This is a genomic window from Streptomyces sirii (genome assembly GCF_045690365.1).
In the GTDB taxonomy this organism is placed as follows: Bacteria; Actinomycetota; Actinomycetes; order Streptomycetales; family Streptomycetaceae; genus Streptomyces; species Streptomyces sirii.
The window spans coordinates 6,277,237-6,299,726 of record NZ_CP147982.1; the positions used below are offsets into that span (position 1 = coordinate 6,277,237).

23 protein-coding genes, 2 pseudogenes and 1 riboswitch are annotated in these 22,490 nt (G+C 70.7%); of the genes and pseudogenes, 11 read left to right on the forward strand and 14 right to left on the reverse strand.

What is annotated here, in order from left to right; genetic code table 11:
- Positions 1 to 46 precede the first annotated feature (46 nt).
- Together WAB15_RS28385 and WAB15_RS28390 are read right to left on the reverse strand one after the other, a co-directional pair.
- Positions 47 to 1,039, reverse strand: a complete 993-nt coding sequence (locus WAB15_RS28385; protein WP_407287965.1) for a M56 family metallopeptidase — start codon at positions 1,037 to 1,039, stop codon at positions 47 to 49.
- Positions 1,036 to 1,488 carry a BlaI/MecI/CopY family transcriptional regulator gene (locus WAB15_RS28390; RefSeq protein ID WP_407287966.1) on the reverse strand — a complete coding sequence of 151 codons (453 nt, stop codon included), beginning with the start codon at positions 1,486 to 1,488 and terminating at the stop codon, positions 1,036 to 1,038. The genes WAB15_RS28385 and WAB15_RS28390 overlap by 4 nt, the downstream gene beginning before the upstream one ends.
- Positions 1,489 to 1,603: 115 nt before the next feature.
- On the opposite strand from WAB15_RS28390, the gene WAB15_RS28395 reads away from it, so the two are divergent.
- The 3 genes from WAB15_RS28395 to WAB15_RS28405 all read left to right on the forward strand — a co-directional run bounded on the left by WAB15_RS28395 (position 1,604) and on the right by WAB15_RS28405 (position 2,961).
- The gene (locus WAB15_RS28395; RefSeq protein ID WP_407287967.1) at positions 1,604 to 1,774 is read left to right on the forward strand and encodes a hypothetical protein; all 171 of its coding nucleotides are present in this window, start codon (positions 1,604 to 1,606) and stop codon (positions 1,772 to 1,774) included.
- Positions 1,771 to 2,508 carry a phosphatase PAP2 family protein gene (locus tag WAB15_RS28400; RefSeq protein WP_407287968.1) on the forward strand — a complete coding sequence of 246 codons (738 nt, stop codon included), beginning with the start codon at positions 1,771 to 1,773 and terminating at the stop codon, positions 2,506 to 2,508. The genes WAB15_RS28395 and WAB15_RS28400 overlap by 4 nt, the downstream gene beginning before the upstream one ends.
- Positions 2,509 to 2,649: 141 nt before the next feature.
- A complete protein-coding gene (locus WAB15_RS28405; protein WP_407287969.1) occupies positions 2,650 to 2,961 on the forward strand; it encodes a hypothetical protein in 312 nt (103 codons plus the stop codon).
- 85 nt (positions 2,962 to 3,046) lie between these two features.
- Here WAB15_RS28405 and WAB15_RS28410 read toward each other — a convergent pair whose 3' ends face one another.
- From WAB15_RS28410 to gcvT, 12 genes and pseudogenes are all read right to left on the reverse strand, one after another.
- Positions 3,047 to 3,301 carry a PLD nuclease N-terminal domain-containing protein gene (locus WAB15_RS28410; RefSeq protein WP_399147059.1) on the reverse strand — a complete coding sequence of 85 codons (255 nt, stop codon included), beginning with the start codon at positions 3,299 to 3,301 and terminating at the stop codon, positions 3,047 to 3,049.
- A 127-nt stretch (positions 3,302 to 3,428) separates the two neighbouring features.
- Positions 3,429 to 3,992: a DUF1700 domain-containing protein gene (locus WAB15_RS28415; RefSeq protein ID WP_399147060.1), complete on the reverse strand. Its 564-nt coding sequence runs from the start codon at positions 3,990 to 3,992 to the stop codon at positions 3,429 to 3,431.
- Between the two features lie 10 nt (positions 3,993 to 4,002).
- Complete coding sequence (locus tag WAB15_RS28420; protein WP_399147061.1) at positions 4,003 to 4,356, reverse strand: PadR family transcriptional regulator; 354 nt, start codon at positions 4,354 to 4,356, stop codon at positions 4,003 to 4,005.
- A 52-nt stretch (positions 4,357 to 4,408) separates the two neighbouring features.
- Positions 4,409 to 4,700: pseudogene (locus WAB15_RS28425) on the reverse strand (helix-turn-helix domain-containing protein); the annotation flags it as partial.
- A gap of 140 nt (positions 4,701 to 4,840) precedes the next feature.
- Positions 4,841 to 5,149 (reverse strand): annotated as a pseudogene (locus WAB15_RS28430) (aldo/keto reductase); the annotation flags it as partial.
- 522 nt (positions 5,150 to 5,671) lie between these two features.
- Positions 5,672 to 6,064, reverse strand: a complete 393-nt coding sequence (locus WAB15_RS28435; RefSeq protein WP_407287970.1) for a type II toxin-antitoxin system VapC family toxin — start codon at positions 6,062 to 6,064, stop codon at positions 5,672 to 5,674.
- Positions 6,061 to 6,333, reverse strand: coding sequence for a hypothetical protein (locus tag WAB15_RS28440; RefSeq protein WP_407287971.1), 273 nt, complete (start codon positions 6,331 to 6,333; stop codon positions 6,061 to 6,063). Before WAB15_RS28440 ends, WAB15_RS28435 begins: the two co-directional genes overlap by 4 nt.
- Positions 6,334 to 6,462: 129 nt before the next feature.
- A complete protein-coding gene (locus WAB15_RS28445) occupies positions 6,463 to 7,845 on the reverse strand; it encodes an L-serine ammonia-lyase (RefSeq protein ID WP_399147064.1) in 1,383 nt (460 codons plus the stop codon).
- A 105-nt stretch (positions 7,846 to 7,950) separates the two neighbouring features.
- Entirely contained in the window at positions 7,951 to 9,651 is a 1,701-nt protein-coding gene (locus WAB15_RS28450) for an APC family permease (protein ID WP_407287972.1), read from the reverse strand.
- 240 nt (positions 9,652 to 9,891) lie between these two features.
- Positions 9,892 to 11,151: a serine hydroxymethyltransferase gene (gene glyA / locus WAB15_RS28455; RefSeq protein WP_407287973.1), complete on the reverse strand. Its 1,260-nt coding sequence runs from the start codon at positions 11,149 to 11,151 to the stop codon at positions 9,892 to 9,894.
- Between the two features lie 28 nt (positions 11,152 to 11,179).
- Entirely contained in the window at positions 11,180 to 11,557 is a 378-nt protein-coding gene (gene gcvH, locus WAB15_RS28460; RefSeq protein WP_399147067.1) for a glycine cleavage system protein GcvH, read from the reverse strand.
- Between the two features lie 131 nt (positions 11,558 to 11,688).
- Positions 11,689 to 12,825, reverse strand: coding sequence for a glycine cleavage system aminomethyltransferase GcvT (gene gcvT, locus WAB15_RS28465; RefSeq protein WP_407287974.1), 1,137 nt, complete (start codon positions 12,823 to 12,825; stop codon positions 11,689 to 11,691).
- 151 nt (positions 12,826 to 12,976) lie between these two features.
- A riboswitch (glycine riboswitch) is annotated at positions 12,977 to 13,072 on the reverse strand.
- A gap of 222 nt (positions 13,073 to 13,294) precedes the next feature.
- Between gcvT and WAB15_RS28470 the strand changes: the two genes are divergently transcribed.
- The 8 genes from WAB15_RS28470 (at position 13,295) to WAB15_RS28505 (ending at position 22,452) form a co-directional block, all read left to right on the forward strand.
- Positions 13,295 to 14,020: an AAA family ATPase gene (locus WAB15_RS28470; RefSeq protein ID WP_407289315.1), complete on the forward strand. Its 726-nt coding sequence runs from the start codon at positions 13,295 to 13,297 to the stop codon at positions 14,018 to 14,020.
- 155 nt (positions 14,021 to 14,175) lie between these two features.
- On the forward strand, positions 14,176 to 14,973 hold the full coding sequence (locus WAB15_RS28475) for an enhanced serine sensitivity protein SseB (protein WP_407287975.1): 798 nt from the start codon (positions 14,176 to 14,178) through the stop codon (positions 14,971 to 14,973).
- 62 nt (positions 14,974 to 15,035) lie between these two features.
- Positions 15,036 to 15,836 (forward strand): enhanced serine sensitivity protein SseB C-terminal domain-containing protein, encoded by an 801-nt coding sequence (locus WAB15_RS28480; RefSeq protein ID WP_399147070.1) that lies wholly within the window; start codon positions 15,036 to 15,038, stop codon positions 15,834 to 15,836.
- A 452-nt stretch (positions 15,837 to 16,288) separates the two neighbouring features.
- On the forward strand, positions 16,289 to 17,287 hold the full coding sequence (locus tag WAB15_RS28485) for an ABC transporter permease (RefSeq protein ID WP_393497904.1): 999 nt from the start codon (positions 16,289 to 16,291) through the stop codon (positions 17,285 to 17,287).
- Between the two features lie 94 nt (positions 17,288 to 17,381).
- Positions 17,382 to 19,133, forward strand: a complete 1,752-nt coding sequence (locus WAB15_RS28490) for an ABC transporter substrate-binding protein (RefSeq protein ID WP_407287976.1) — start codon at positions 17,382 to 17,384, stop codon at positions 19,131 to 19,133.
- 78 nt (positions 19,134 to 19,211) lie between these two features.
- Complete coding sequence (locus WAB15_RS28495) at positions 19,212 to 20,222, forward strand: ABC transporter permease (protein ID WP_384431879.1); 1,011 nt, start codon at positions 19,212 to 19,214, stop codon at positions 20,220 to 20,222.
- Positions 20,219 to 21,346: an ABC transporter ATP-binding protein gene (locus tag WAB15_RS28500; RefSeq protein ID WP_399147072.1), complete on the forward strand. Its 1,128-nt coding sequence runs from the start codon at positions 20,219 to 20,221 to the stop codon at positions 21,344 to 21,346. Before WAB15_RS28495 ends, WAB15_RS28500 begins: the two co-directional genes overlap by 4 nt.
- Complete coding sequence (locus WAB15_RS28505; RefSeq protein ID WP_407287977.1) at positions 21,343 to 22,452, forward strand: ABC transporter ATP-binding protein; 1,110 nt, start codon at positions 21,343 to 21,345, stop codon at positions 22,450 to 22,452. The genes WAB15_RS28500 and WAB15_RS28505 overlap by 4 nt, the downstream gene beginning before the upstream one ends.
- Positions 22,453 to 22,490 lie beyond the last annotated feature (38 nt).

Consider the following 22,490-nt stretch of genomic DNA (forward strand, 5'->3'; position numbering starts at 1 on the left):
CGGACACCGGAGACGACCGGGCGGCGGCCCGCGCCCCGCGCGCCGCTCAGCGCGCCGCCGACTGCCCCTGTGCCGACTGCCCCTGTGCCGACTGCGCCTGGGCCACCTCCACCGTCTCGTGCAGATCGGCGGCGGCGTCCAGGGCGGCGGACGCGGAGAGGGCGACGCAGATCAGCAGGGCGGCGGCGATCAGACGGCGGCCGCGCAGGCCGGTCCGTATCGGAGGGTGGCCGGGCGTCCGCCCGGGGGCCAGCAGGGCGGCGACCCTGCGCGGCACCGGGCCGGCCGTGGCGGCGAGGGCCGTGCGGGGGCGGTACGGCGCCGGGGCGTGCGGACGGGCGGCGAGGGCGGCGCGACCGATGGCGCGGGCGGTGACCCGACGGTCGCCGACCTGGGACGCCGCCGACTCGTCCGCCCAGCGCTCCAGCGCATAGCCGAGCGGCGAGCGCAGCGAGCGGAGCAGCGGATGGCAGGCCGCGGCGAGCGCGGCCGTGAGCAGGAAGAGATGGTGCCGCCCGGCGAGATGGGCGCGCTCATGGGCCAACAGCGCCTCCCGCTCGGCGGGTTCCAGCGCCCGCAGCATGCCGTCGGTGACCACCACCCGGCCCGGCCGCCCCGGCAGGGCGTACGCATCGGGCGCGGGGTCCGGGAGCACGCACAGGTCGCCGCGGACGGGGTGGGCGTCGGTGGCCCGCCGGGCCGTGCGCAGCTCGGCGCGATGCCGGCGGGCGCGGACCGTGACGGCGATCGCGCAGAGAACGAGCAGTCCGCCGGCGAGGCAGGCCGCGGGGATCGACACGGCGGGATCGCCGCCGAGCAGCGGGAGGGAGAGATGGCCCAGGGCGGCGACCGGGGGCAGCCGCAGCGCTCCGGCGGCCAGCAGCAGGCCCAGTGCCACGATCGTGCAGCCGGCCAGGGCGAGGGAGCAGCCGGCCAGCAGCCAGGCCGCGGTGCGCGGCGGCAGCGACTCGGCCAGCCGGCGGGCGGCCGGCACCGCGATCAGCGGCACCAGCAGCGGAATCCACACGGCGACGATCACGGGGTGCCCCCGGGGCCCGGCCGGAGCCCGGCTCCCGGCCCCTGTGGACCCGTGTCCGTGGCTCCCGCTTGATCGGGGTCCTTGGCCCCCTCCAGTAGGGAGCGCAGCAACTGCTCGTCCTCATCGGTCAGTTGGGAGACGAAGCGGGCGAGCGCGGTGCCGCGGTCGTCCTGCTTGTCCAGCTCGCTGCGCATCCGCCGGGCGGTCAGCCCCGCGGAGTCCTGTATGGGCGAGTACGCGAAACCGCGGCCGGCCCGGGAGCGGGAGACCGCGCCCTTGTCGTGCAGCCGGGTCAGGATCGTCGTCACGGTCGTGCGGGCCAGCCGGCCGCCCAGCGCGCTCTGCACCTCGGCGGGGCTCAGTGGCCCCTCGGCCGCCCAGAGCGCCGCGAGCACGCTCGCCTCCAGCTCGCCTGAGGGGCGCCGCTGCGCGGGTGATGTCTCCGACATGGAACGCCCTTCACCGGTTCATTCGTCTACAGTGCCGTAGACCGTCTACGGGGCTGTAGTCGGTCGGGCCGGCCGCTCGACAGGCCCGCAACCCATTATGGGAGGGGCCACCGACATGGCCGCAGCCGCCACATCCGCGCAGGTGAGAGGCGGGCTCACGGGCGTCGCCCGGTCCGCGGGCGGCCTCGGCGCCGACGCGCCGCCCGCGGCGTCCGGCGCCCCGCATCCGCCCGCCGGCACCGTCTTCCGCGCCACTCGGCCGCACCCCCAGGCGGCACCGCGGTGACGTCGCCGGGACGGAGTCCGGCGACGGAGCCGGCGTCGCGTCCGGTACCGGGCCCGCGGCCCCGTACCGGCCCGCTGCTCGCCGTCGCCGCGGTCTGCGCGACGCTCTTCGCCGCCGCGGCCGTCACCGTCTCCGTCCACCACGGCGCTCCCTTCGCCCCCGAACACGTCGCCGTCCGCTGGTCCGTGGCGCACCACGGGGAGCCGGCACTGTCGCTGGCCCGTGTGCTGACGGACACCGGGACCGGCCTGATCCCGTATCTGGCCGCCGTGCTCGGGGGCCTGCTGGCCGGCCGGGGCACGCGCGGCCGGATCCGCGCGGTCGCGTACGCCGTCGCCGTCCTCGCCGTCGGCCAGGCGATCCGTTTCGGCCTGATGCGGCTGCTCATCCGCCCCCGCCCACCGGTCACCGACTGGGCCCAGTACGCCTCCGGTTACGCCTTCCCCTCGGGCCACGCCACCACCGCGGTGCTGGTGGCCGGGATCCTGGCCTGGGGCATCGCGCGGCGGGCCCGCCCCGCGGTCGCCGGCACCTGGTGCGCGGTGCTCGCCGTCTGGGCCGCCGGGGTCGGCCTCACCCGTGTCTACCTGGGCGTCCACTGGCCCGTCGACGTCCTCGCCGGCTGGTTCCTGGCCGCCGCCCTGCTCGCCCTCGCCCTGCTCCTGGAGCCGTACGCCGTCCCCTACCCGGCCGGGCGCCCGGACCCGCGACCCGCGCGCCATTCCCATGAATAGCTGACGATCGGTCCAGGTCTTCCCCAAGGCGGCATGGACGCCCCCCGCGCCGAGCACCACTGTCCTGGGAGCCGGGACCGACACGATCGAGCCACCGGCACCGCCACGGTCCGTACCGCCGCACCACAGGGGGACATGCGCATGAACCAGCCGTTCGACGCCGCCATCCCGTACCCGCCGACCGGTGAGGGCGCCGCGCCCTCCGCCCTCCGCCACCGCCGCTGCCCGGCCGCCGCCGCCAAGGATCCCGCACCCTGCGAGGGGCCGCACGACGCCGCCACCATCGTCGACCGGCACGGAAAGGAGGTAGCCGGCTGCGTCCAGCACTGCGCCCGCCTCCTGGCCGGCCTCGAAGGCGCCCGCGTCCACCCCTTCGTCCCCGCGCACCACGCCTTGGACATCTACTCCAAAGCCCGCGAACTGCCACCTTTCGCCTGGGAGATCGGCCGGTAGGCGGACCTCCGGCGTCGGCGCCGTCCGGTCACACACGGGCGGGCCGGCGACGCCGGGCCGCAACCCGGCAAGGTCGGACGACCCCTCAGGCGATGCCCGGCCGACGCTGGGAGTCGCGGCGACCGACGAGGAACCAGAGCAGGCACCCGAGGAAGGGGGCCATCAAGGCGAAGACGAGCCAGACCAGCTTCATCCCGCCGGTGAGGTCGGACCTGACGATGCTGAGCAGGGCGCCGAAGTACAACGCGAGAACGCCGAGGGCCGCGGCCCCCATTGCGCAGGCGATCATGATGTCGCCCGTAGGGGCAAGGGCCATCTGGTGTGTGAGCTGCGTGTGCATCGTTCTCGCCTCTTGCTGGTGGGGGGATTCTCGGAGTTCGTCGGCCGGGCCGGACGTGCGGGGCCCGGTGGTGGGGGCGGGCGGTGCACCAGGCGGGTGGTGGTGATCGGCAGCAGGTGAGCCCCTGTTATGCCGGGCGCCTCGCCGTACGCAGCAGATAGACGCCGGCGGCGGCCGGGAGTGCCACGACGGCCAGAGCGAACGGGAGGAACAACGCTCCGAGGCCGAGGTTCACCGCGCCCGCGGGGACGACCCACTGCGACACCACGAACAGCGGCGGCACGAGGGCGGCCACCGTCCCGATCACCTTGTCCCGGCTGCGCCACTGCGGCGCGGCCCACAGCCACCAGATCGCGCCGATCAGGGCGGGGACCAGCACGGGCGGGAAGAACATCAGAGGGCCGGTCGACGCGAGCAGTCCCAGCAGGGCGAGGGTGCGTCCTCGGCTCGTTTGCGGAGCGGGGAGCTCCTCGCCGAGCGCGGTGGCCGCGATCGTGCGCGGGTCGCCGAGGCGTGCGAGCACGGCGCGGATCTCGTCGTCACCGAAGGCGGACCCCTCCGCGAGGGCCACGGCGATGTGCTCCTCCAGGTCGGCCAACAGCTCGTTGCGGCGTTCCGGGCTCAGGCCGGCCGATTCACGCGCCACGGCGGCCAGGTACTTCTTCACCAGAGGGTGGTCGGTGATCGTCATGTCGGTCTCCTCAGTCGGTGATGAAGTGGTCGACCGCGTCACGGAAGTGCGGCCAGATCGCGGTGAACTCCTTCAGCGCCGCATGCCCCGACGGCGTCAGCTCGTAGTAGCGCCGGGGCGGTCCGCTGGGTGACTCCTGCCAGCGGGTCTCCACCAGTCCGTCACGGCGCAGCCGCGACAGCAGGGGGTAGATGGTCCCTTGGCTCGTGACCATGACATTGACCGCGCCGAGGGTTTCGAGCAGCTCGACGCCGTAGCGTGGGCCGTCCCGCAAGATCGCTAGCACGCAGTACTCCAGCACCCCCTTGCGGAGCTGGCTCGCCGCTTTACTCGCGACAGGCTTACCTGCAATGTCAGGTTCCATGCATTGCACAGTACCTGGTTATCCCTAGAGGTCCAAAGGCGATGTTGGAGGGGGTGGCGTGTGGCACCCCGCCGCACATGAGTCGACTCGGCTGATGGATCTCGCCGAGCTTGCGGTCCTGCCGCAGTCGACGCACCCGGGCCTCAACACCGGCCGGTGTCCGGTGCGGCGCCGTCAGCGGCCGGCCGGCCAGCCGGAGCGGTCATGCGGTCCGGCCTCGCGCTCGTGTCGCCGGCGTCGGACCCACTTGTGAGCTGTGACCGAGAGACACCCACCTCCGCGGCCACCTGGGCCACCGGACATCCCGAACGGACACGTTCGACCAGCAGCCGCCTGCCGAACACGGTCGGCCGGGCATCGCGATCGGACGCGAAGGCCTCCGTTGTGCGGTGTGGAGCCCAGACACCTCCACCACACCGGAGGTCTTCGCCATGATCAAGAGTCGCGGCAGTGAGCCACGCTCGTGATCAATACAACTGGTCCCTCAGCTCTCCTGGAGCCGGTCGAGCCGCTGCCACTGATCCTTGGTCATCCCCAGGTCCGCGGCGGCGGTGTTCTCCTCCAGGTGGGCGATCGAGCCGGTGCCGGGGATCGGCAGCACGACCGGCGAGCGGTCTAGCAGCCAGGCGAGCGAGACCTGTGCCGCCGTGGCGCCGAGTTCGGCCGCCACGGCGGCGATCTCGCCGGCCGCCGAGGTCGTCGAGGGGTGGACCGGCCGCCAGGGCAGGAAGGCGATGCCCGCCGCCTCACAGGCGTCGAGTACGGCCTCGTGCTCGCGATCGAGCATGCTGTAGCCGCTTACGCCGCGGCGTCGGTGCGGGGTGTCCTGAGCGGCTCCCACCAGTCGCGCCGGTCGACGTAGCACCGGACGGTGGCGGCGCCCTGACCGACGCGGTCGGCGCCGTCTACGGCGAGCGGGTCCGCCGCCTCGTCGGGGTGGACCCGCTCGGCACTCCCTCGGCGTTGTCCGGCGACGCCCCGGGAACGGCGCGCCTTCGACGCGTGCTTCGAGCTGCGGCAGCCCCCTGGCGCACGCCTCGGCCGCGCCCGGAAGCCCAGGCGCCCCGCAGGCAAGAGCGGCCGCAAGCGGCGCCGCTGAGCGGAACGACAGTCCACCCCGCAGGCGCCGGGTGAGGCCGGCGCCTGCGTACGGAGTCGGGCGGCGGGAAGCCGATGGGTCCCGGCGTCGTACGTCCTCGGTGGCGCGCTACCGTCTGGGCCGTGGCCGAAGGGTGGGACGAAGACGGGCTGCGGGCTGTGCGCGGCGCGCTCCACACGCAGGGCCCGCGTTCCGTCGAGCCGCAGCCTCGCAGGGTCAGACCTTGATGATGCGGACGCCGGCGGCGCACAGCATGAGGAGGTCCTCGGGGTCCGACGTCAGGACGGTCACGGGGGCGGGCGAGGCGAGTGCGGTGGCGGCCACGACGGCGTCGAGGGCGTACTTGTGGCCGTGCAGGCCGGCAGCGGCGAGGAGTTTGCTGGCGTGGCGGGCGATGGCTTCGGTGGGCGGGACGATGTTCACGCGGGAAACGGCGTAGTCGAAGCGGGCCTGGTTGGTCTTGGGATCGCGTGCTTCGACCAGCGTGACGGAACTGGTGGCCACGCGGATGTCCTCGGACTCGGCCGCAGCCAGCCACTCGGTGAGTTCAGGGGAGCGTCGTACGAGTTTGGACAACCCCTCGCAGTCCAGGACGAGCGTCCCGCTCACGCGTCGTCCGCCGAGCCGGCCGTTTCACCGCGCAGGATGGCCCGCTTGGTCTCGACCGCTGCCTGGTCCACCGGGCCGTGTTCGGCTTCGGCGTCTTCGATGAGTTCGCGCAGCCGGTCCCGCTCCAGCTGGCGCTGGATGAGAGCTTCGACGTAGGCGGACATGCCTCGCTTGCCGGTACGTGCCTTGAGGGCGGCGATGGTGCCTTCGTGGAGGGAGACGGAGACCGGACGGACGGGGCCTTCGCCGGGAGCGGAGGAGGTGGCCATGGGCCTACTTTAACAAAACTCTTGTTATTGAGTGATCGCTATCCGTGCCCGGCCTCCGTGCAGGCATCGGCCACATAAGGCCCTGACCAGCGCCGAAAGAAGCAAACGCGCTGGTCAGGGCCGACAACCTCAGCACTCGATGATGTTCACCGCCAGCCCGCCCCGCGCCGTCTCCTTGTACTTGACGCTCATGTCGGCGCCGGTGTCCTTCATGGTCTTGATGACCTTGTCGAGGGAGACGTGGTGGCGGCCGTCGCCTCGCAGGGCCATGCGGGCGGCGGTGACGGCCTTGACCGAGGCCATGCCGTTGCGCTCGATGCAGGGGATCTGGACGAGGCCGCCGACGGGGTCGCAGGTCAGGCCGAGGTTGTGTTCCATGCCGATCTCGGCGGCGTTCTCCACCTGTTCCACCGAGCCGCCGAGGACCTCGGCGAGGCCGCCGGCGGCCATGGAGCAGGCGGAGCCGACCTCGCCCTGGCAGCCGACCTCGGCGCCGGAGATGGAGGCGTTCTCCTTGAAGAGCATGCCGATGGCGCCGGCGGCGAGCAGGAAGCGGACGATGCCGTCCTCGTCGGCGCCGGGGACGAAGTTGAGGTAGTAGTGCAGGACGGCGGGGATGATGCCGGCGGCGCCGTTGGTGGGGGCGGTCACGACCCGGCCGCCGGCGGCGTTCTCCTCGTTGACGGCCATGGCGTAGAGGGTGACCCACTCCATGGCGTGGGCCGGGGCGTCGCCTTCGGCGCGCAGGGCGCGGGCGGCGGTGGCGGCGCGGCGGCGGACCTTCAGGCCGCCGGGCAGGATGCCTTCGCGGGACATGCCGCGGGTCACGCAGGCCTGCATGACCTGCCAGATCTCCAGCAGTCCGGTGCGGATCTCTTCCTCGGTGCGCCAGGCCTTCTCGTTCTCCAGCATCAGCGCGGAGATGGACAGGCCGGTCTCCTGGGACAGGCGCAGGAGTTCGTCGCCGGTGCGGAAGGGGTACTTCAGCACGGTGTCGTCGAGCTTGATGCGGTCCTCGCCGACCGCGTCCTCGTCCACGACGAAGCCGCCGCCGACGGAGTAGTACGTCTTCTCCAGCAGGGGGGTGCCGGCGTTGTCGTAGGCGAAGAGGGTCATGCCGTTGGCGTGGTACGGCAGGGCCCGGCGGCGGTGCAGGATCAGTTCGGTCGACTCGTCGAAGTCGATCTCGTGGGCGGTGCCTATCTCGGCGCCCAGCAGCCGCAGCCGCTTGGTGGTGCGGATGCGCTCCACCTCGTCGTCGGCACTCTCCACATCCACGCTGCGGGGGGAGTGGCCCTCCAGGCCGAGGAGGACGGCTTTGGGGGTGCCGTGGCCGTGGCCGGTGGCGCCCAGGGAGCCGAAGAGTTCGGCGCGTACCTTGACCGTCTGGGCGAGCAGACCGTCCTTCTTGAGGCGTCCGACGAACATCCGGGCGGCGCGCATGGGGCCGACGGTGTGGGAGCTGGAGGGGCCGATGCCGATGGAGAAGAGGTCGAAGACGGAGATGGCCACGGTGGCGGACTCCCTTGTCTGCTCGTGGTGGACGGTGGAGCAATGGGGCAGGAGGTACGTTTCTGCGCCGTTTGTCGAGCGTAACCCGGACCCGGCGCGGTGCCGTCAGACGGAGACCATCGGGCGTTCGTCCTCGGGCGTAACAGTGGGTTTCGGAACGGATACGGAGCCGGAGTGCGAGCCGGTCAGGCCCGCCCTCCGCGCGTCGACTCCGGCGCGTACGGCCCAGAAATAGAAGGCCGGGGCCGAGAGCGCGACCAGGGCGATGTCCAGCCCGCCGGGGATGATGCCATGGCCGCCGAAGTCCGGGCTGCCCAGCGCCGACAGCGCGGCCGTCCAGACCAGGAAGACGATCATCCACCAGGCCGGGGCGAACTGCCGGACCAGGCCGGTCCCTCGCCCGCCACCACCCTTGGTCGACGCTTCGCGGCCCCTCTCGACGTCGCCCTTGCGCCGCAGCACCAGCACCGCGATCGGCACGGACACCAGCGTCAGCACGGCGACCTTGCCGGTGTTCGGCCACTTCGACCAGTACAGGGCGCAGGCGGCGAAGGTGAAGGTGAGCGGGCACAGGAACCCGGCGGCGGGGAGCCGGAAGGGGCGCGGCAGGTCCGGCTGGGTCCGCCGCAGCACGCCCACCGCGATCGGGCCGATGAGATACGAGATGACCATGGCCGCCGAGACCACTCCGGCCAGCGCCTGCCAGCTGCGGCCGACGGTGAGCAGCAGCAGGACGGAGAAGCCGAGGTTGAGCCACATCGCGGGGCGCGCGGTGCCGTAGCGCGGGTGCACGGCCGCCAGCTTCCTGGGGAAGAAGCCGGTCTCGGCGAGATTGGTGACCATGTACGCGGCCGAGGCGACATTGGCGATGTTGGAGCCGGCCGGCGAGATGAAGGCGCCGAACTGCAGCAGCGTGACCACCCAGTGCAGCATCAGCAGCTTGGCGAGGTCGGCGAACGGCGAGTTGAGGTTCACGCCCTGCCAGCCGCCGGCCCGCTGAAGCTGCTCGGGCGGTACGGAGCCGAGGTAGGCGGTCTGCAGCGCCAGATAGATCACCAGGCCCAGCGTGAGCGCGCCGACCAGGGCGATCGGGATGGCCCGGCCCGGGTTCTTGGCGGCCCCGCCGAGGTTGACCACGGCCTGGAAGCCGTTGAAGGCGAAGATCACGCCGCAGGTGGTGACGGCGGTGAGCACGGCCGGCCAGCCGTACGGGGCGAACCCGCCCTGCGAGGTGAAGTTCGAGGTGTGGAAGCCCGAGCCGATCAGGGCCAGGACGGCGAGCACCGGGATGGCGAACTTGACCAGGGTGAGCACGGTGTTGGCGCGGGCCAGCAGCTGGACCGACCAGAAGCAGGTCAGCCAGAGGGCGACGGTCAGGGCCAGCGCCGTGCAGATGCCGGAGAGGGTGAGCTGGTGGGTGTCCGGGTCGACCAGCCCCTTCGCCCACTCGAAGCCCCAGGACGTCATGTACTGGGTGGCGGCGATCGACTCGATCGGGATGAGCGAGGCGACCGCGATCCACACGGCCCAGCCGGTGAGGAAGCCGAGCGCCGGCCCGTGGGAGAGATGGCCGTAGCGGGCCATCCCGCCGGGGATCGGGTAGGCCGAGCCGACCTCCGCGTAGGACATCGCGATCATGCCGATGAAGACGGCGCCGATCACCCATGCGACCAGTGCCGCGGGGCCCGCCACCTGGGCGGCGGCACCGGCGCCGAAGAGCCAGCCGGAGCCGAAGATCGAGCCTATGCCGATCATGATGAGGGCGAAGAGACTGAGCCCCTTGCGCTCGCCCGCGCTCATGTCCATGGGATGTGTCGTCCGTCCTGCCGTCGAGAAGTGCCCCCTTCACGGTCGAGGGGCCCTGCCATTTGCCGGGGGCCACCTTATTTCTCGCCAATCACCGGATTTTCCTCGTGATTTCGCGAAAGGGGGGAGGAGAACCGGTACTCAGACGGTGAGCCCGGGACCAACGGCCCCGGGCTCACGGCCCGTTCGGCCTCCGCCCCGCCGGTGACCGGCGGGCGGAGGATCACCGCATGAGACGCGTCACAGCGACGGGTACAGCGGGTACTTGTCGGCGAGCGCCGTGACCCGGGCCTTGAGGGCTTCGGCGTCGTAGGCGGGCTTGAGGGCCTCGGCGATGATGTCGGCGACCTCGCGGAAGTCCTCCGCCGTAAAGCCGCGGGTGGCCAGGGCCGGGGTGCCGATGCGCAGGCCGGAGGTGACCATCGGCGGGCGGGGGTCGTTCGGGATCGCGTTGCGGTTGACGGTGATGCCGACCTCGTGGAGGCGGTCCTCGGCCTGCTGCCCGTCGAGCTCGGAGTCACGCAGGTCGACCAGGACGAGGTGGACGTCGGTGCCGCCGGACAGGACGGAGACGCCGTGCTGGGCGACGTCGTCCTGGACGAGGCGCTCGGCGAGGATCTTGGCGCCTTCGAGGGTGCGCTGCTGGCGCTCCTTGAAGTCCTCGGAGGCGGCGACCTTGAAGGAGACCGCCTTGGCCGCGATGACGTGCTCCAGCGGGCCGCCCTGCTGGCCGGGGAAGACCGCGGAGTTGATCTTCTTGGCGAGTTCCTGGGTGGACAGGATGACGCCGCCGCGGGGGCCGCCGAGGGTCTTGTGGGTGGTGGTGGTCACGACGTGGGCGTGCGGGACCGGGTTGGGGTGCAGTCCGGCGGCGACCAGGCCGGCGAAGTGCGCCATGTCGACCATGAGGTAGGCGCCGACCTCGTCGGCGATCCGGCGGAAGGCGGCGAAGTCGAGCTGGCGGGGGTAGGCCGACCAGCCGGCGACGATCAGCTTGGGGCGGTGCTCCTTGGCGAGGCGCTCGACCTCTTCCATGTCGACGAGGTTGGTCTTCTCGTCGACGTGGTAGGGCACCACGTTGTAGAGCTTGCCGCTGAAGTTGATCTTCATGCCGTGGGTCAGGTGACCGCCGTGGGCGAGGTTGAGGCCCAGGATGGTGTCGCCCGGCTTGATCAGGGCGAACATGGCGGCGGCGTTGGCCTGTGCGCCGGAGTGCGGCTGGACGTTGGCGGCCTCGGCGCCGAAGAGCGCCTTGATGCGGTCGATGGCGATCTGCTCGACGACGTCGACGTGTTCGCAGCCGCCGTAGTAGCGGCGGCCGGGGTAGCCCTCGGCGTACTTGTTGGTGAGGACGGAGCCCTGGGCCTCCATGACGGCGACGGGGGCGAAGTTCTCCGAGGCGATCATTTCGAGGGTGGACTGCTGGCGGTGCAGCTCGGCGTCGACGGCGGCGGCGACGTCGGGGTCGAGCTCGTGCAGGGAGCTGTTGAGAAGCGACATGAGTCTTCCTGGGGAGAGGGGTCCGGGATCAGCCGGCGGCGAAGGCGGTGTACTCGTCGGCCGAGAGCAGGTCCTCGGGCTCACCGCCGACCTTCACCTTGAACAGCCAACCGCCCTCGAACGGGGCGGAGTTCACCAGCGAGGGGTCGCCGACGACATCCTCGTTGATCTCGACGATCTCGCCGTCCACGGGCGAGTAGAGATCGCTGACGGACTTGGTCGACTCCAGCTCACCGCAGGACTCGCCCGCCGTGACCGTCGAGCCGACCGCGGGAAGCTCCACGAAGACCACATCGCCGAGCGCGTTGGCCGCGTGCTCGGTGATACCGACCGTCGAGACGCCCTCCACGGCGTCCGTCAGCCACTCGTGCTCCTTGCTGTAACGCAGCTGCTGGGGGTTGTCCATGGCTCGATTCTCCTGTACGCGAGGGTGTGATCGTGAATGGGGGCGCCTACCGGACGGCGAAGTCCGGGGGGCGTCTTGCACAGTGAGACACGCGGGCGCGCCCCACTTCCGGGGCTGCCGCCGGCGAACCGTTACTTCTGCCGCTTGTAGAACGGCAGCGCGGTGACCTCGTACGGCTCATGGCTTCCACGGATGTCCACGCGGACACCCTCGGTGCCCGGGGTGGCGTAGGCCGCGTCGACGTAGGCGATGGCGATCGGCTTGCCGAGGGTGGGGGAGGGGGCCCCAGAGGTGACCTCGCCGATGACCGTGCCGTCGGCCGCGACGACGGGGTATCCGGCGCGCGGCACCCGGCGGCCCTCGGCGATCAGGCCGACCAGCTTGCGCGGCGGGTCGGTCTCGGCGCGCTCGGCGGCCGCCGCCAGCGCGGCGCGGCCCACGAAGTCGCCGTCGTTGGTGGTCTTCTCGAACTTCACGACCCGGCCCAGGCCCGCGTCGAACGGCGTGGTGGCGGTGGTCAGCTCGTGCCCGTACAGCGGCATGCCCGCCTCCAGGCGCAGCGTGTCCCGGCAGGACAGACCGCAGGGCACCAGGCCGGCGTCCTTGCCGGCCGCGGCCAGCGCCTCCCACAGGGCCACCGCGTCCGCCGGCCGCACGAACAGCTCGAAGCCGTCCTCGCCGGTGTATCCCGTACGGGCGATCAGCGCGTCGACGCCGGCGACCGTGCCGGGCAGACCGGCGTAGTACTTCAGACCGTCCAGATCGGCGTCGGTCAGCGACTTGAGGATCCCCGGGGACTCCGGTCCCTGCACGGCGAGCAGCGCGTAGGCGTCCCGGTCGTCGCGGATCGCGGCGTCGAAGCCGCCCGCCCGCGCGGTCAGCGCGTCCAGCACCACCTGGGCGTTGGAGGCGTTGGCGACGACGAGGAACTTCTGGGACCCCTGGTCTTCGAGCCGGTAGACGATCAGGTCGTCCAGGATGCCGCCGCCGTCCTCGCAGATCATGGTGTAGCGGGCGCGGCCGGGCTTGACGCCGCCGATGTTGCCGACCAGCGCGTAGTCGAGGAGGTCGGCGGCCTGCGGGCCGGTGACGGTGATCTCGCCCATGTGGGAGAGGTCGAAGAGACCGGCGCGGGTGCGGACGGCGACGTGTTCGTCGCGCTCGCTGCCGTAGCGCAGCGGCATGTCCCAGCCGGCGAAGTCGGTCATGGTCGCGCCGAGCGCGCGATGGGTGGCGTCCAGCGCGGTGCGGCGGGGGGCATCTGTCATGGTTCTGGGCTCCCAGGCATGGGTGACAAGACGTTCTCCCCATCTGTCATCGGAACCTGAGAGGTTCACCGGGATCCCGCGAACGGACCCGGTTTGCACCTTGGGTGGAGCCGCCCCGGCAACCGGGCAGTGGCTCGCTTTTCAGATCTGCCTCGCCCGCGCGGTATAGGGGCCTGAGAGATTCAAGGGAGGACTTGCTCCTTCGGCGCCCCGCCGTGGCGGCCGGGGACTCTCCCGCGCGGATTCAAGCGGCCGGTATGGAGTTGGCGGTGCACGGATGAGCTGAGCCGTGCACGTGGCGGCCACATCATTACACGGGATCGCCGGATCGAGGAGCCCTGGTCGCCGCCCCGTCCAGGACCGGGCCCGCCACGCCGACAGATCGGACAATCGCCTTGATGGGCATTACCTTTTCTTGACACTCTGCGGGTAAGGGACGGACTCGGACCGGAACTGGACGGGGAGGGCGATCACGGTGCAGAGGGAAGCGGCATTCGCGGCCACTTCAGGGGTCGTGCCCCCGGGCGCGCCGGTGGCGGCATCCGCCGCGTCGCCGGCCCGGCGCGCGGCGCGGTCCGTCGTCCGGCCGGGGCGCGGTGCGCGGGTGCGGGACCTGCGCGGCCGGAGGCGGGCCCGCGGCACCGCCGAGCTGCGGTTCGCCGCCGGTGACCTGGTGGTGGTCTCCGGGCTGCCGGGCAGCGGCAAGAGCACCCTGATGCATCGGGTGCTGCCGCCGCCGGGCGGCCGCGGCCCCGTGGTGCACCGCATCGATTCGCAGGACGTCCGAGAGCGCTGGGAGCGCGGCAGGCTGCGCCGGCTGCCGTACGGCCTGTACCGCCCGCTGGTGCGGGCCGCGCACTATCTGGCGCTGGGCCGGGCGCTGCGGTCGGGCGACAGCGTGGTGGTGCACGACTGCGGGACGCTGGCGTGGGTGCGGCGCTGGGTCGCCCGGTCGGCGGTGCGCGGCGGACGCGGGCTGCATCTGGTGCTGCTCGACGTGCCGCCGGAGGTGGCGCGGTCCGGCCAGGAGGCGCGCGGGCGCGGGGTGTCGGGGTACGCCTTCGCGCGGCACCGCAGGGCGGTGGGCCGGCTGGTCGGCGCGGCGGAGGCGGCCGGGCCGCCGAAGGGGTTCAGCTCGGTGGTGCTGCTGGACCGGCGGGCGGCGAGCGCACTGAAGACGGTCGGTTTCCACTGAGCGGACTGCCGCTTCCGGGTGTGCCGTACCCCGCCCCCGTATGAACCGTCTCCGGTTTTTCTCGTCTAGGGTCTGTTCGATGGGCCCGGCCCTGGCCCATCGAACAGACCCTAGTGTCGTTGGTCGATGTGCGTGGTCGGAACGGGTGGGAACAGATGAGTCTTCCGGAGCAGGGGATACCGCAGCTGGCGTGGCCGGCGAACGAGCTCGAAGAGGTGCTCGCCGCGTCGGTCGGGCATCCGGGCGCCGGCGGCCGGATCGTCGAGGTCCTGGGCCGCAGCCGGGTGTGGGTGCCGCTGCCCAACGGTGGCGGCCCGGACAGCGCGGGCCTGGGCACCCGCGGCCTGGACCTGCCCACCGTCGAGATCGGCGGGCTGCCCCATGTCCCGGTCTACAGCTCCGAGCAGGAGTTCCTGCGGGTGGTCGGCTCGCATATGTCCTTCACCGTCGCGCCGGCCGGGGAGTTCGCCCGCGGGCTGCCGCCGCGGATCGGGATCGCGGTCAATCCGGACGGCGTGGTCGGTGTGCCGCTGCCGCCGCCCGCCGTGGCCCAGCTGTGCCGGATGGGGCGCCATGAGGCCGAGGGGCTGCCGAGCGGCGGGCGGGTGCGGCTCTTCGAGCCGGACTGGCAGGAGGAGCCGGTGGACTTCCTGGCCGCCGCCGGACTGGAGTTCTCCGGTGCCGGAATTGTCCTGACTGCCCGGCGTGCCCTGGCTAGTGTCGAGGGCGACACGCCCACACTGTTCGTCGGTGTTCAGATCGCGGTGGACCCCGCCGCGCTGCACGACGGCACCGCCCGCGAGATGGCCCTGTCGGCCCTGGGACGTGCGCTCGGCACGGTCCCGGTGCCCTGGCCGGTGCAGCTGGTGATGCTCGATCTCGCCCACGGCGACCCGGTCGCCGACTGGATGCTGGAGCGCGTGCGGCCCTTCTACTCTCGCGACCACTCGTAAGCTGGTTGGATGACGCGCGGGCGCACCCACACGTGCCCTGCCGAGATGAAGGGACGGACCACGTGAGCGCGGGTGCGCATCAGGGGCCGCCGGCGGCCGGAGCGCTGGAGCAGCTGCTCCAGCAGGTCTCGCCCGGCCGTTACGACGCCTATGAGGCGCTGCTGCAGGCGCTCGCCGCGGGCCAGGTCTGGATGCTGCTGTGGCACGGCCGGGCCGGCTCCCCCGACGCGCAGTACGGGAACATGGAGGTCGACGGCCTCGGCTACGCGCCGTGCGTGACCTCGGCACCCGAACTCGCCGCCTCCGGCTGGAACCGCGACCACGAGGTCGTCGGCGGCCTGGAGATCGCCGGCGCGCTCTTCCCGGACCGCTGGGGCCTGTGGTTGAACCCGCACGCCCCCGGTGGCGGTGTCGGCATCCCCTGGCTGGACCTGCGCCGCATCGCCGGTGGCCTCGACCGGCTGCCGGCCGGACCGCTGCGGATCTCCGAGCCGGTCATCGACATCCCGCAGTTCTACGCCCTGCTGGCCCAGAACGCCCACCGTACCCCCGCCGTGCGGTCGTTGCGTCGGGCCTGGGTGCAGCCCGCGCTCGGTGCCCCGTATCTGGCGGTCGGGCTGGATCTGTACGACACCGGCCAACAAGCGGTGGATTCGGCCCGGTTGATGATCCAGCAGTCGATCGGCGCGGTTCCGGACGGTTTGCCGGTCTCCACGGTCGCGATGAACGACGACTACGACCCGGTCGCGATGTGGATGCGGGCCAGTGCGCGGCCCTTCTTCGACCGCGACGGCTACGCCCAGCCGCCGGGCCAGCCGGCCCCCGCGCCCTCGTACGGCTACGGCTACCCGCGCCCCTACTGACCCGCCCGCCGGCTGGCCGGAACGCACTCCCTCGGCGACACCCTCCGGTGACGGAGCGTGTCGCCGAGGCGTCTCTTCCGGGGTGAATTCGCCCCGTATTCCCCACGGTTGGGGCCCACTTTCGTGGATATTCACTCCGCTCAGCCCGAACGTGAGTCCGTATAACGGAATGTCGTGGAGCACATCACAGTTGCGCATCCTTTCCCGGTCAGGGCTGGTGACTGATCGTGAAGCGGATGAAGCTTCCGGAAAACACCGAGGGCCTCGGCCCTTTGTGCGAGCGTCATCGAGTGTCATCCCGTACGGCGTCGAGTGAATCTCCGAGTTCCACTGTCTGAACTTCCGCGATACCCGCAGTACTTGCACCGAAGTGCACCAGTGATGTGAATCAGGCCGCTCTTGCGGCGGGCAGGGGCCGGCCGAACCGTCGGCCGAGAGGGGTCAAGGTCACCGTGACCGCACCGATCGAGACCACCGGGGCGGCTGCCGAGGCGCAGCCGGAAGCGGTGCTGAAAGGCGTGGAGGGCAAGCGCATCGAAGGGCGCTCGCTCGGCCAGATCGCATGGCTGCGTTTCCGGCGGGACAAGGTCGCGGTGGCGGGTGCCATCGTTGTCATCCTGCTCGTCGTCGTCGCCGCGCTCTCCCGCCCCCTCCAGGCCCTGCTCGGCCTGGACCCCAACTCCCCCAACCAGTCGCTGATCGACCCCAACACCACGCTTCCCAAGGGGGAGTTCGGCGGGATGAGCGGGGACCACCCGCTCGGCGTGGACCCGAAGTTCGGCCGCGATCTGCTCGCCCGGATCCTGGAGGGCTCCTGGGTGTCGCTGATCGTGGCGTTCGGCGCGACGCTGCTGTCGGTCGCCATCGGCACCGTGCTGGGTGTGGTCGCCGGCTTCTACCGCGGACGGGTGGACGCCTTCATCAGCCGGATGATGGACGTCTTCCTGGCCTTCCCGCTGCTGCTGTTCGCCATCGCGATCTCCGCCTCGCTGCAGGGCGGCGCCTTCGGCCTGGAGGGCCTGCCGCTGCACATCTCGGTGCTGATCTTCGTGATCGGCTTTTTCAACTGGCCGTATATGGGGCGGATCGTGCGCGCGCAGACGCTGTCGCTGCGCGAGCGCGAATTCGTGGACGCCGCCCGCGGTATGGGTGCGCGCGGGCCTTTCATCCTCTTCCGGGAGTTGCTGCCCAACCTGGTGGGTCCGATCATCGTCTACTCGACGCTGCTGATCCCCTCCAACATCCTCTTCGAGGCGGCCCTGAGCTTCCTGGGCGTCGGCATCCAGCCGCCCCAGGCGTCCTGGGGCGGCATGCTCAACCAGGCCGTCAAGTACTACGAGGTCGACCCCCAGTACATGATCGTCCCCGGCCTCGCGATCTTCGTCACCGTGCTCGCGTTCAACCTGCTCGGTGACGGCCTGAGGGACGCGCTGGACCCGCGCAGCCGCTGACGGCTCCGCCGGGCGCCGGCGCCCACAAATCTCCACCTCCAGTGAAGTTTTTGAGTGTGAAGTTTCTCGACGAACGAAGGGGACACGGACCATCATGCGAAGGTCAGTTCCGGTCGCGGCGATAGCGGCCATCACCAGTGCGGGCCTTTTGCTGGCCGGCTGCAGCGGAGGCAAGGGCTCCTCGGACGGCTCGTCCGAGGCGAACGCCGCCACCAAGGGCGTGGTCAACGCCTCGGACGCGAAGGGTGGCACGATCAACTACGCGATGAGCGACGCCCCCGAGTCGTTCGACCCGGGCAACACCTACTACGCCTTCATCTACAACTTCAGCCGGCTCTACGCGCGCCCGCTGACCACCTTCAAGCCGGGCCCCGGCACGAAGGGCAACGAGCTGGTCCCGGACCTCGCCGAGGAGATGGGCAAGCCCAGCGACGGCGGCAAGACCTGGACGTACAAGATCCGCAAGGGCGTGAAGTACGAGGACGGCTCCGCGGTCACCGCGCAGGACGTCAAGTACGCGGTCGAGCGCTCCAACTTCGCGCGCGACACCCTCTCGCTGGGCCCGAACTACTTCCAGCAGTTCCTCAAGGACAACGAGGGCGGCTACAAGGGGCCCTACAAGGACAAGAGCAAGGAAGGGCTCAAGTCCATCGAGACCCCGGACGACCACACGATCGTCTTCCACCTCAAGAAGGCGTTCGCCGAGTTCGACTACCTGGTCAGCGCCCCGCAGACGGCTCCGGTCCCGCAGGCCAAGGACAAGGGCGCGGACTACACCAAGTCCGTGCTGTCCACCGGCTCGTACAAGTTCCAGAGCTACGAGGAGGGCAAGCAGCTCACCCTCGTGCGCAACCCGCAGTGGTCGGCGACGACCGACAAGCTGCGCAAGCAGCTGCCCGACAAGATCGTCCTGAAGCTGAAGGTCGCCCAGTCGACCATCGACAAGGACCTCCAGTCCGGCAACACCCTCGTCGACCTGGCCGGCCGCGGTGTGGACGGCCAGACGCAGGCCCAGCTCCTGACGGACTCCAAGGAGAAGGCCAACACCGACAACGCGCTCGGCCAGCGCCTGATCTACACGGCGATCAACACCAAGGTGAAGCCGTTCGACAACCTGGAGTGCCGCAAGGCCGTCGAGTACGCCATCGACAAGAAGGCCGTGCAGACCTCGCTCGGCGGCCCGATCCGCGGTGAGCTGGCCTCCACGGTCCTGCCGACCGACATCGACGGCTACCAGAAGTACGACCTGTACCCGCAGAAGTACAACAACGACAAGCTGGACCTGACCGAGGCCAAGAAGCACTGGGACAAGTGCGGCGCCGGCAAGACCAGCACCACGATCCTGGCCCGCAACGACCGCCAGGACGAGGTCGACGCGGCCACCTCGGTCATCGAGTCGCTGAAGAAGATCGGCGTCACGGCCAAGATCCAGTCGTACCCGACCAGCAAGTACTTCTCGGACTACGCCGGTGTGCCGGAGTTCAACAAGAAGAACAACGTCGGCCTGATCATGATGCAGTGGGGCTCGGACTTCCCGACCGGCTACGGCTACCTGCAGCAGATCCTCAACGGCAAGGCGATCAGCAAGTCCGGTAACACCAACCTGTCCCAGCTGGACGACCCGGAGATCAACAAGCTGCTCGACTCCGCCATCGCCAACACCGACAAGGCGGCCCGCGAGAAGGCGTACGCCGAGATCGACAAGAAGACGATGGAGCAGGCGGCGATGGTCCCGCTCACCTACTTCAAGGTCCTGATGTACCGCTCGCCCAAGGCCACCAACCTGGTGTCCACCTCGGCCTTCAGCGGTCAGTACGACTACCTCAACATCGGCGTCAAGAAGTAGCAGCCCTGGAAGGCAGGTGAAGGCATTGGTGTCCGCGGGCCGGTTCCGGCCGGCCCGCGGCGCCGAGGCCGCATCCCCGTGTTCTCGTACATCATCCGCAGGTTGATCAGCGCAGTGATCCTGCTGCTGATCGTCAGCGCGGTCACTTTCGGCATCTTCTTCCTGCTGCCGAAGCTGGCCGGGCAGAGCACCGACCAGCTTGCCCAGCAGTACATCGGAAAGGCCCCCACGCCCGCGGACATCGCCGCGGTCAAGAAGAACCTCGGCCTGGACAAGCCGGTGTACGAGCAGTACTGGGACTTCCTCAAGGGCATCTTCGTCGGCGTCGACTACAAGTTCGGTCCGGAAGCGGCCAAGTGCCATGTGCCGTGCTTCGGCTACTCCTTCAAGACCCACATCGAGGTGTGGCCGGAGATCCAGTCCCGGCTCCCGGTGACGCTCTCGCTGGCCGCCGGCGCGGCCGTGCTGTGGGTCGTCTCGGGTGTCGCCACCGGCGTGCTCTCCGCGCTGCGCCCCGGCTCGTTCTTCGACCGGATGGCGATGGGCGTCGCGCTGGCCGGCGTCTCCCTCCCGATGTTCTTCACCGGTGCCCTGGCGCTGGCCCTGTTCACCTACCAGTGGCCGATCTTCGAACGCAGCGACTACGTACCGCTGCTGGAGGACCCGTTCCTGTGGGCCCGGACCCTGGTCCTGCCCTGGGTCACCCTGGCCTTCCTCTACTCCGCGCTCTACGCCCGGCTCACCCGGGCCGGCATGCTGGAGACGCTGAGCGAGGACTACATCCGTACGGCCCGCGCCAAGGGCCTGCGCGAGCGCAAGGTGGTCGTACGGCACGGTCTGCGGGCCGCGCTCACCCCGATCATCACGGTCTTCGGCATGGACCTGGGCCTGCTCCTCGGTGGTGCGCTCATCACCGAACAGGTCTTCTCGCTCAAGGGAGTCGGCGCCTTCGCGGTCGAGGCGATCAACGCCAACGACCTGCCGAACATCCTCGGCGTCACCCTGCTCGCCGCGTTCTTCATCGTCATATGCAACTTGGTGGTGGACGTTCTGTACGCCGCCGTCGACCCGCGGGTGAGGCTCTCGTGACCGACTCCTCCGAGGACAAGACCGTAGAGAAGCCCCAGAGCGCCGCGGCCGAGCCGGCCGCGGCCGCCACCGAGCCGGGACCGCCGCCGGCGGCCTTCCTCCAGGTGCGGGACCTCAAGGTCCACTTCCCCACCGACGACGGCCTGGTGAAGTCCGTCGACGGGCTGACCTTCAGCCTGGAGAAGGGCAAGACGCTCGGCATCGTCGGCGAGTCCGGCTCCGGGAAGTCGGTGACCTCGCTCGCCGTGATGGGCCTGCACCGCGCCTCGCGCCAGCAGCGCAGCCGGGTGCGGATGTCCGGCGAGATCTGGCTGGACGGCAAGGAGCTGGTCTCCGCCGACCCCGACGAGGTGCGCCGGCTGCGCGGCCGCGAGATGGCGATGATCTTCCAGGATCCGCTGTCCGCGCTGCACCCCTTCTACTCGGTCGGCAAGCAGATCATGGAGGCCTACCGGGTCCACAACGACGTCGACAAGAAGACCGCGCGCAAGCGGGCGATCGAGATGCTCGACCGGGTGGGCATCCCGCAGCCCGACAAGCGCGTGGACGACCATCCGCACCAGTTCTCCGGCGGTATGCGCCAGCGCGCCATGATCGCGATGGCGCTGGTCAACAACCCCGAGCTGCTGATCGCGGACGAGCCGACCACCGCCCTGGACGTCACCGTCCAGGCGCAGATCCTGGACCTGATCCGCGATCTGCAGAAGGAGTTCGGCTCGGCGGTCATCATCATCACCCACGACCTCGGAGTGGTCGCCGAACTGGCCGACGACCTGCTGGTGATGTACGGCGGGCGGTGCGTCGAGCGCGGCCCGGCCGAGAAGGTCTTCTACGAGCCGCAGCACCCCTACACCTGGGGCCTGCTCGGCTCCATGCCGCGCATCGACCGCGACCAGACCGAGCGGCTGATCCCGGTCAAGGGCTCCCCGCCCAGCCTGATCAACGTCCCGTCCGGCTGTGCCTTCAACCCCCGCTGCCCGTACGCGGATGTGCCCAAGGACAACCTCACCCGTACGGTCCGCCCCGAACTGCGCGAGGCCGGCGGCGGGCACTTCTCCGCCTGCCACATGGCGCCGGAGGAGCGGGAGCGTATCTGGACCGAAGAGATTGCGCCGAAGCTGTGACCGAGACGACTGACGACCAGAACAACAAGATCCCGCTCCAGAAGGGGACCGAGAACCCGGCCGGGACCGCGGAGGGCTCCGCCGAGGCCGAGCCGCTGCTCAGGGTCCGCGGTCTGGTGCGGCACTTCCCGATCACCAAGGGCCTGCTCAAGCGGCAGGTCGGGGCGGTGCAGGCGGTCGACGGCATCGACTTCGACGTACGTCCGGGCGAGACGCTCGGCGTCGTCGGCGAGTCCGGCTGCGGCAAGTCGACGATGGGCCGGCTGATCACCCGCCTCGACGAGCCGACCGGCGGCTCGATCGAGTTCCAGGGCACGGACATCACCCATCTGTCGACGGGCAGGCTGCGCCCGATGCGCCGCGACGTGCAGATGATCTTCCAGGACCCGTACGGGTCGCTGAACCCCCGCCACACCATCGGCGGGATCGTCTCCACCCCCTTCCGCCTCCAGGGCGTCGAGCCCGAGGGCGGGGTGAAGAAGGAGGTGCAGCGGCTGCTGGAGCTGGTGGGCCTGAGCCCGGAGCACTACAACCGCTATCCGCACGAGTTCTCCGGCGGTCAGCGCCAGCGCATCGGCATCGCCCGCGCGCTCGCGCTCAAGCCCAAGCTGGTCGTCGCCGACGAGCCGGTCTCCGCGCTGGACGTGTCGATCCAGGCGCAGGTCGTCAACCTCATGGACGACCTCCAGGAGGAGCTGGGCCTGACGTACGTCATCATCGCCCACGACCTCTCGGTCATCCGGCACGTCTCGGACCGGATCGCGGTGATGTACCTCGGCAAGATCGTGGAGTTGGCCGACCGCAAGGGGCTCTACGAGACGCCGATGCACCCGTACACCAAGGCGCTGCTGTCCGCCGTGCCGGTGCCCGACCCCAAGCGGCGCACCCAGCGCGACCGGATCCTGCTCAAGGGCGACGTTCCCTCGCCGATCAACCCGCCCTCCGGCTGCCGGTTCCGTACCCGCTGCTGGAAGGCGACCGAGGTGTGCACCACCACCGAGCCGCCGTTGGTCGCGCTGCGGACGGGGCATCAAGTCGCCTGCCACCACCCGGAGAACGCTCCGGCCGGGGCCGCGGCGGCCGGTAAGACGTCAAGTGATCATTAACACCTGAGGGCTTGGGAAAATCCCAGGCGAAACCGGCC

Excerpts from the sequence above, each read along its gene's own strand:
- WAB15_RS28390 (WP_407287966.1), bottom strand. The coding sequence starts at position 1,488 with ATGTCGGAGACATCACCCGCGCAGCGGCGCCCCTCAGGCGAGCTGGAG.
- WAB15_RS28395 (WP_407287967.1), top strand. The coding sequence starts at position 1,604 with ATGGCCGCAGCCGCCACATCCGCGCAGGTGAGAGGCGGGCTCACGGGC.
- WAB15_RS28405 (WP_407287969.1), top strand. The coding sequence starts at position 2,650 with ATGAACCAGCCGTTCGACGCCGCCATCCCGTACCCGCCGACCGGTGAG.
- WAB15_RS28410 (WP_399147059.1), bottom strand. The coding sequence starts at position 3,301 with ATGCACACGCAGCTCACACACCAGATGGCCCTTGCCCCTACGGGCGAC.
- WAB15_RS28415 (WP_399147060.1), bottom strand. The coding sequence starts at position 3,992 with ATGACGATCACCGACCACCCTCTGGTGAAGAAGTACCTGGCCGCCGTG.
- WAB15_RS28420 (WP_399147061.1), bottom strand. The coding sequence starts at position 4,356 with ATGGAACCTGACATTGCAGGTAAGCCTGTCGCGAGTAAAGCGGCGAGC.
- WAB15_RS28440 (WP_407287971.1), bottom strand. The coding sequence starts at position 6,333 with ATGGCCACCTCCTCCGCTCCCGGCGAAGGCCCCGTCCGTCCGGTCTCC.
- WAB15_RS28450 (WP_407287972.1), bottom strand. The coding sequence starts at position 9,651 with ATGGACATGAGCGCGGGCGAGCGCAAGGGGCTCAGTCTCTTCGCCCTC.
- glyA (WP_407287973.1), bottom strand. The coding sequence starts at position 11,151 with ATGTCGCTTCTCAACAGCTCCCTGCACGAGCTCGACCCCGACGTCGCC.
- gcvH (WP_399147067.1), bottom strand. The coding sequence starts at position 11,557 with ATGGACAACCCCCAGCAGCTGCGTTACAGCAAGGAGCACGAGTGGCTG.
- gcvT (WP_407287974.1), bottom strand. The coding sequence starts at position 12,825 with ATGACAGATGCCCCCCGCCGCACCGCGCTGGACGCCACCCATCGCGCG.
- WAB15_RS28475 (WP_407287975.1), top strand. The coding sequence starts at position 14,176 with ATGAGTCTTCCGGAGCAGGGGATACCGCAGCTGGCGTGGCCGGCGAAC.
- WAB15_RS28490 (WP_407287976.1), top strand. The coding sequence starts at position 17,382 with ATGCGAAGGTCAGTTCCGGTCGCGGCGATAGCGGCCATCACCAGTGCG.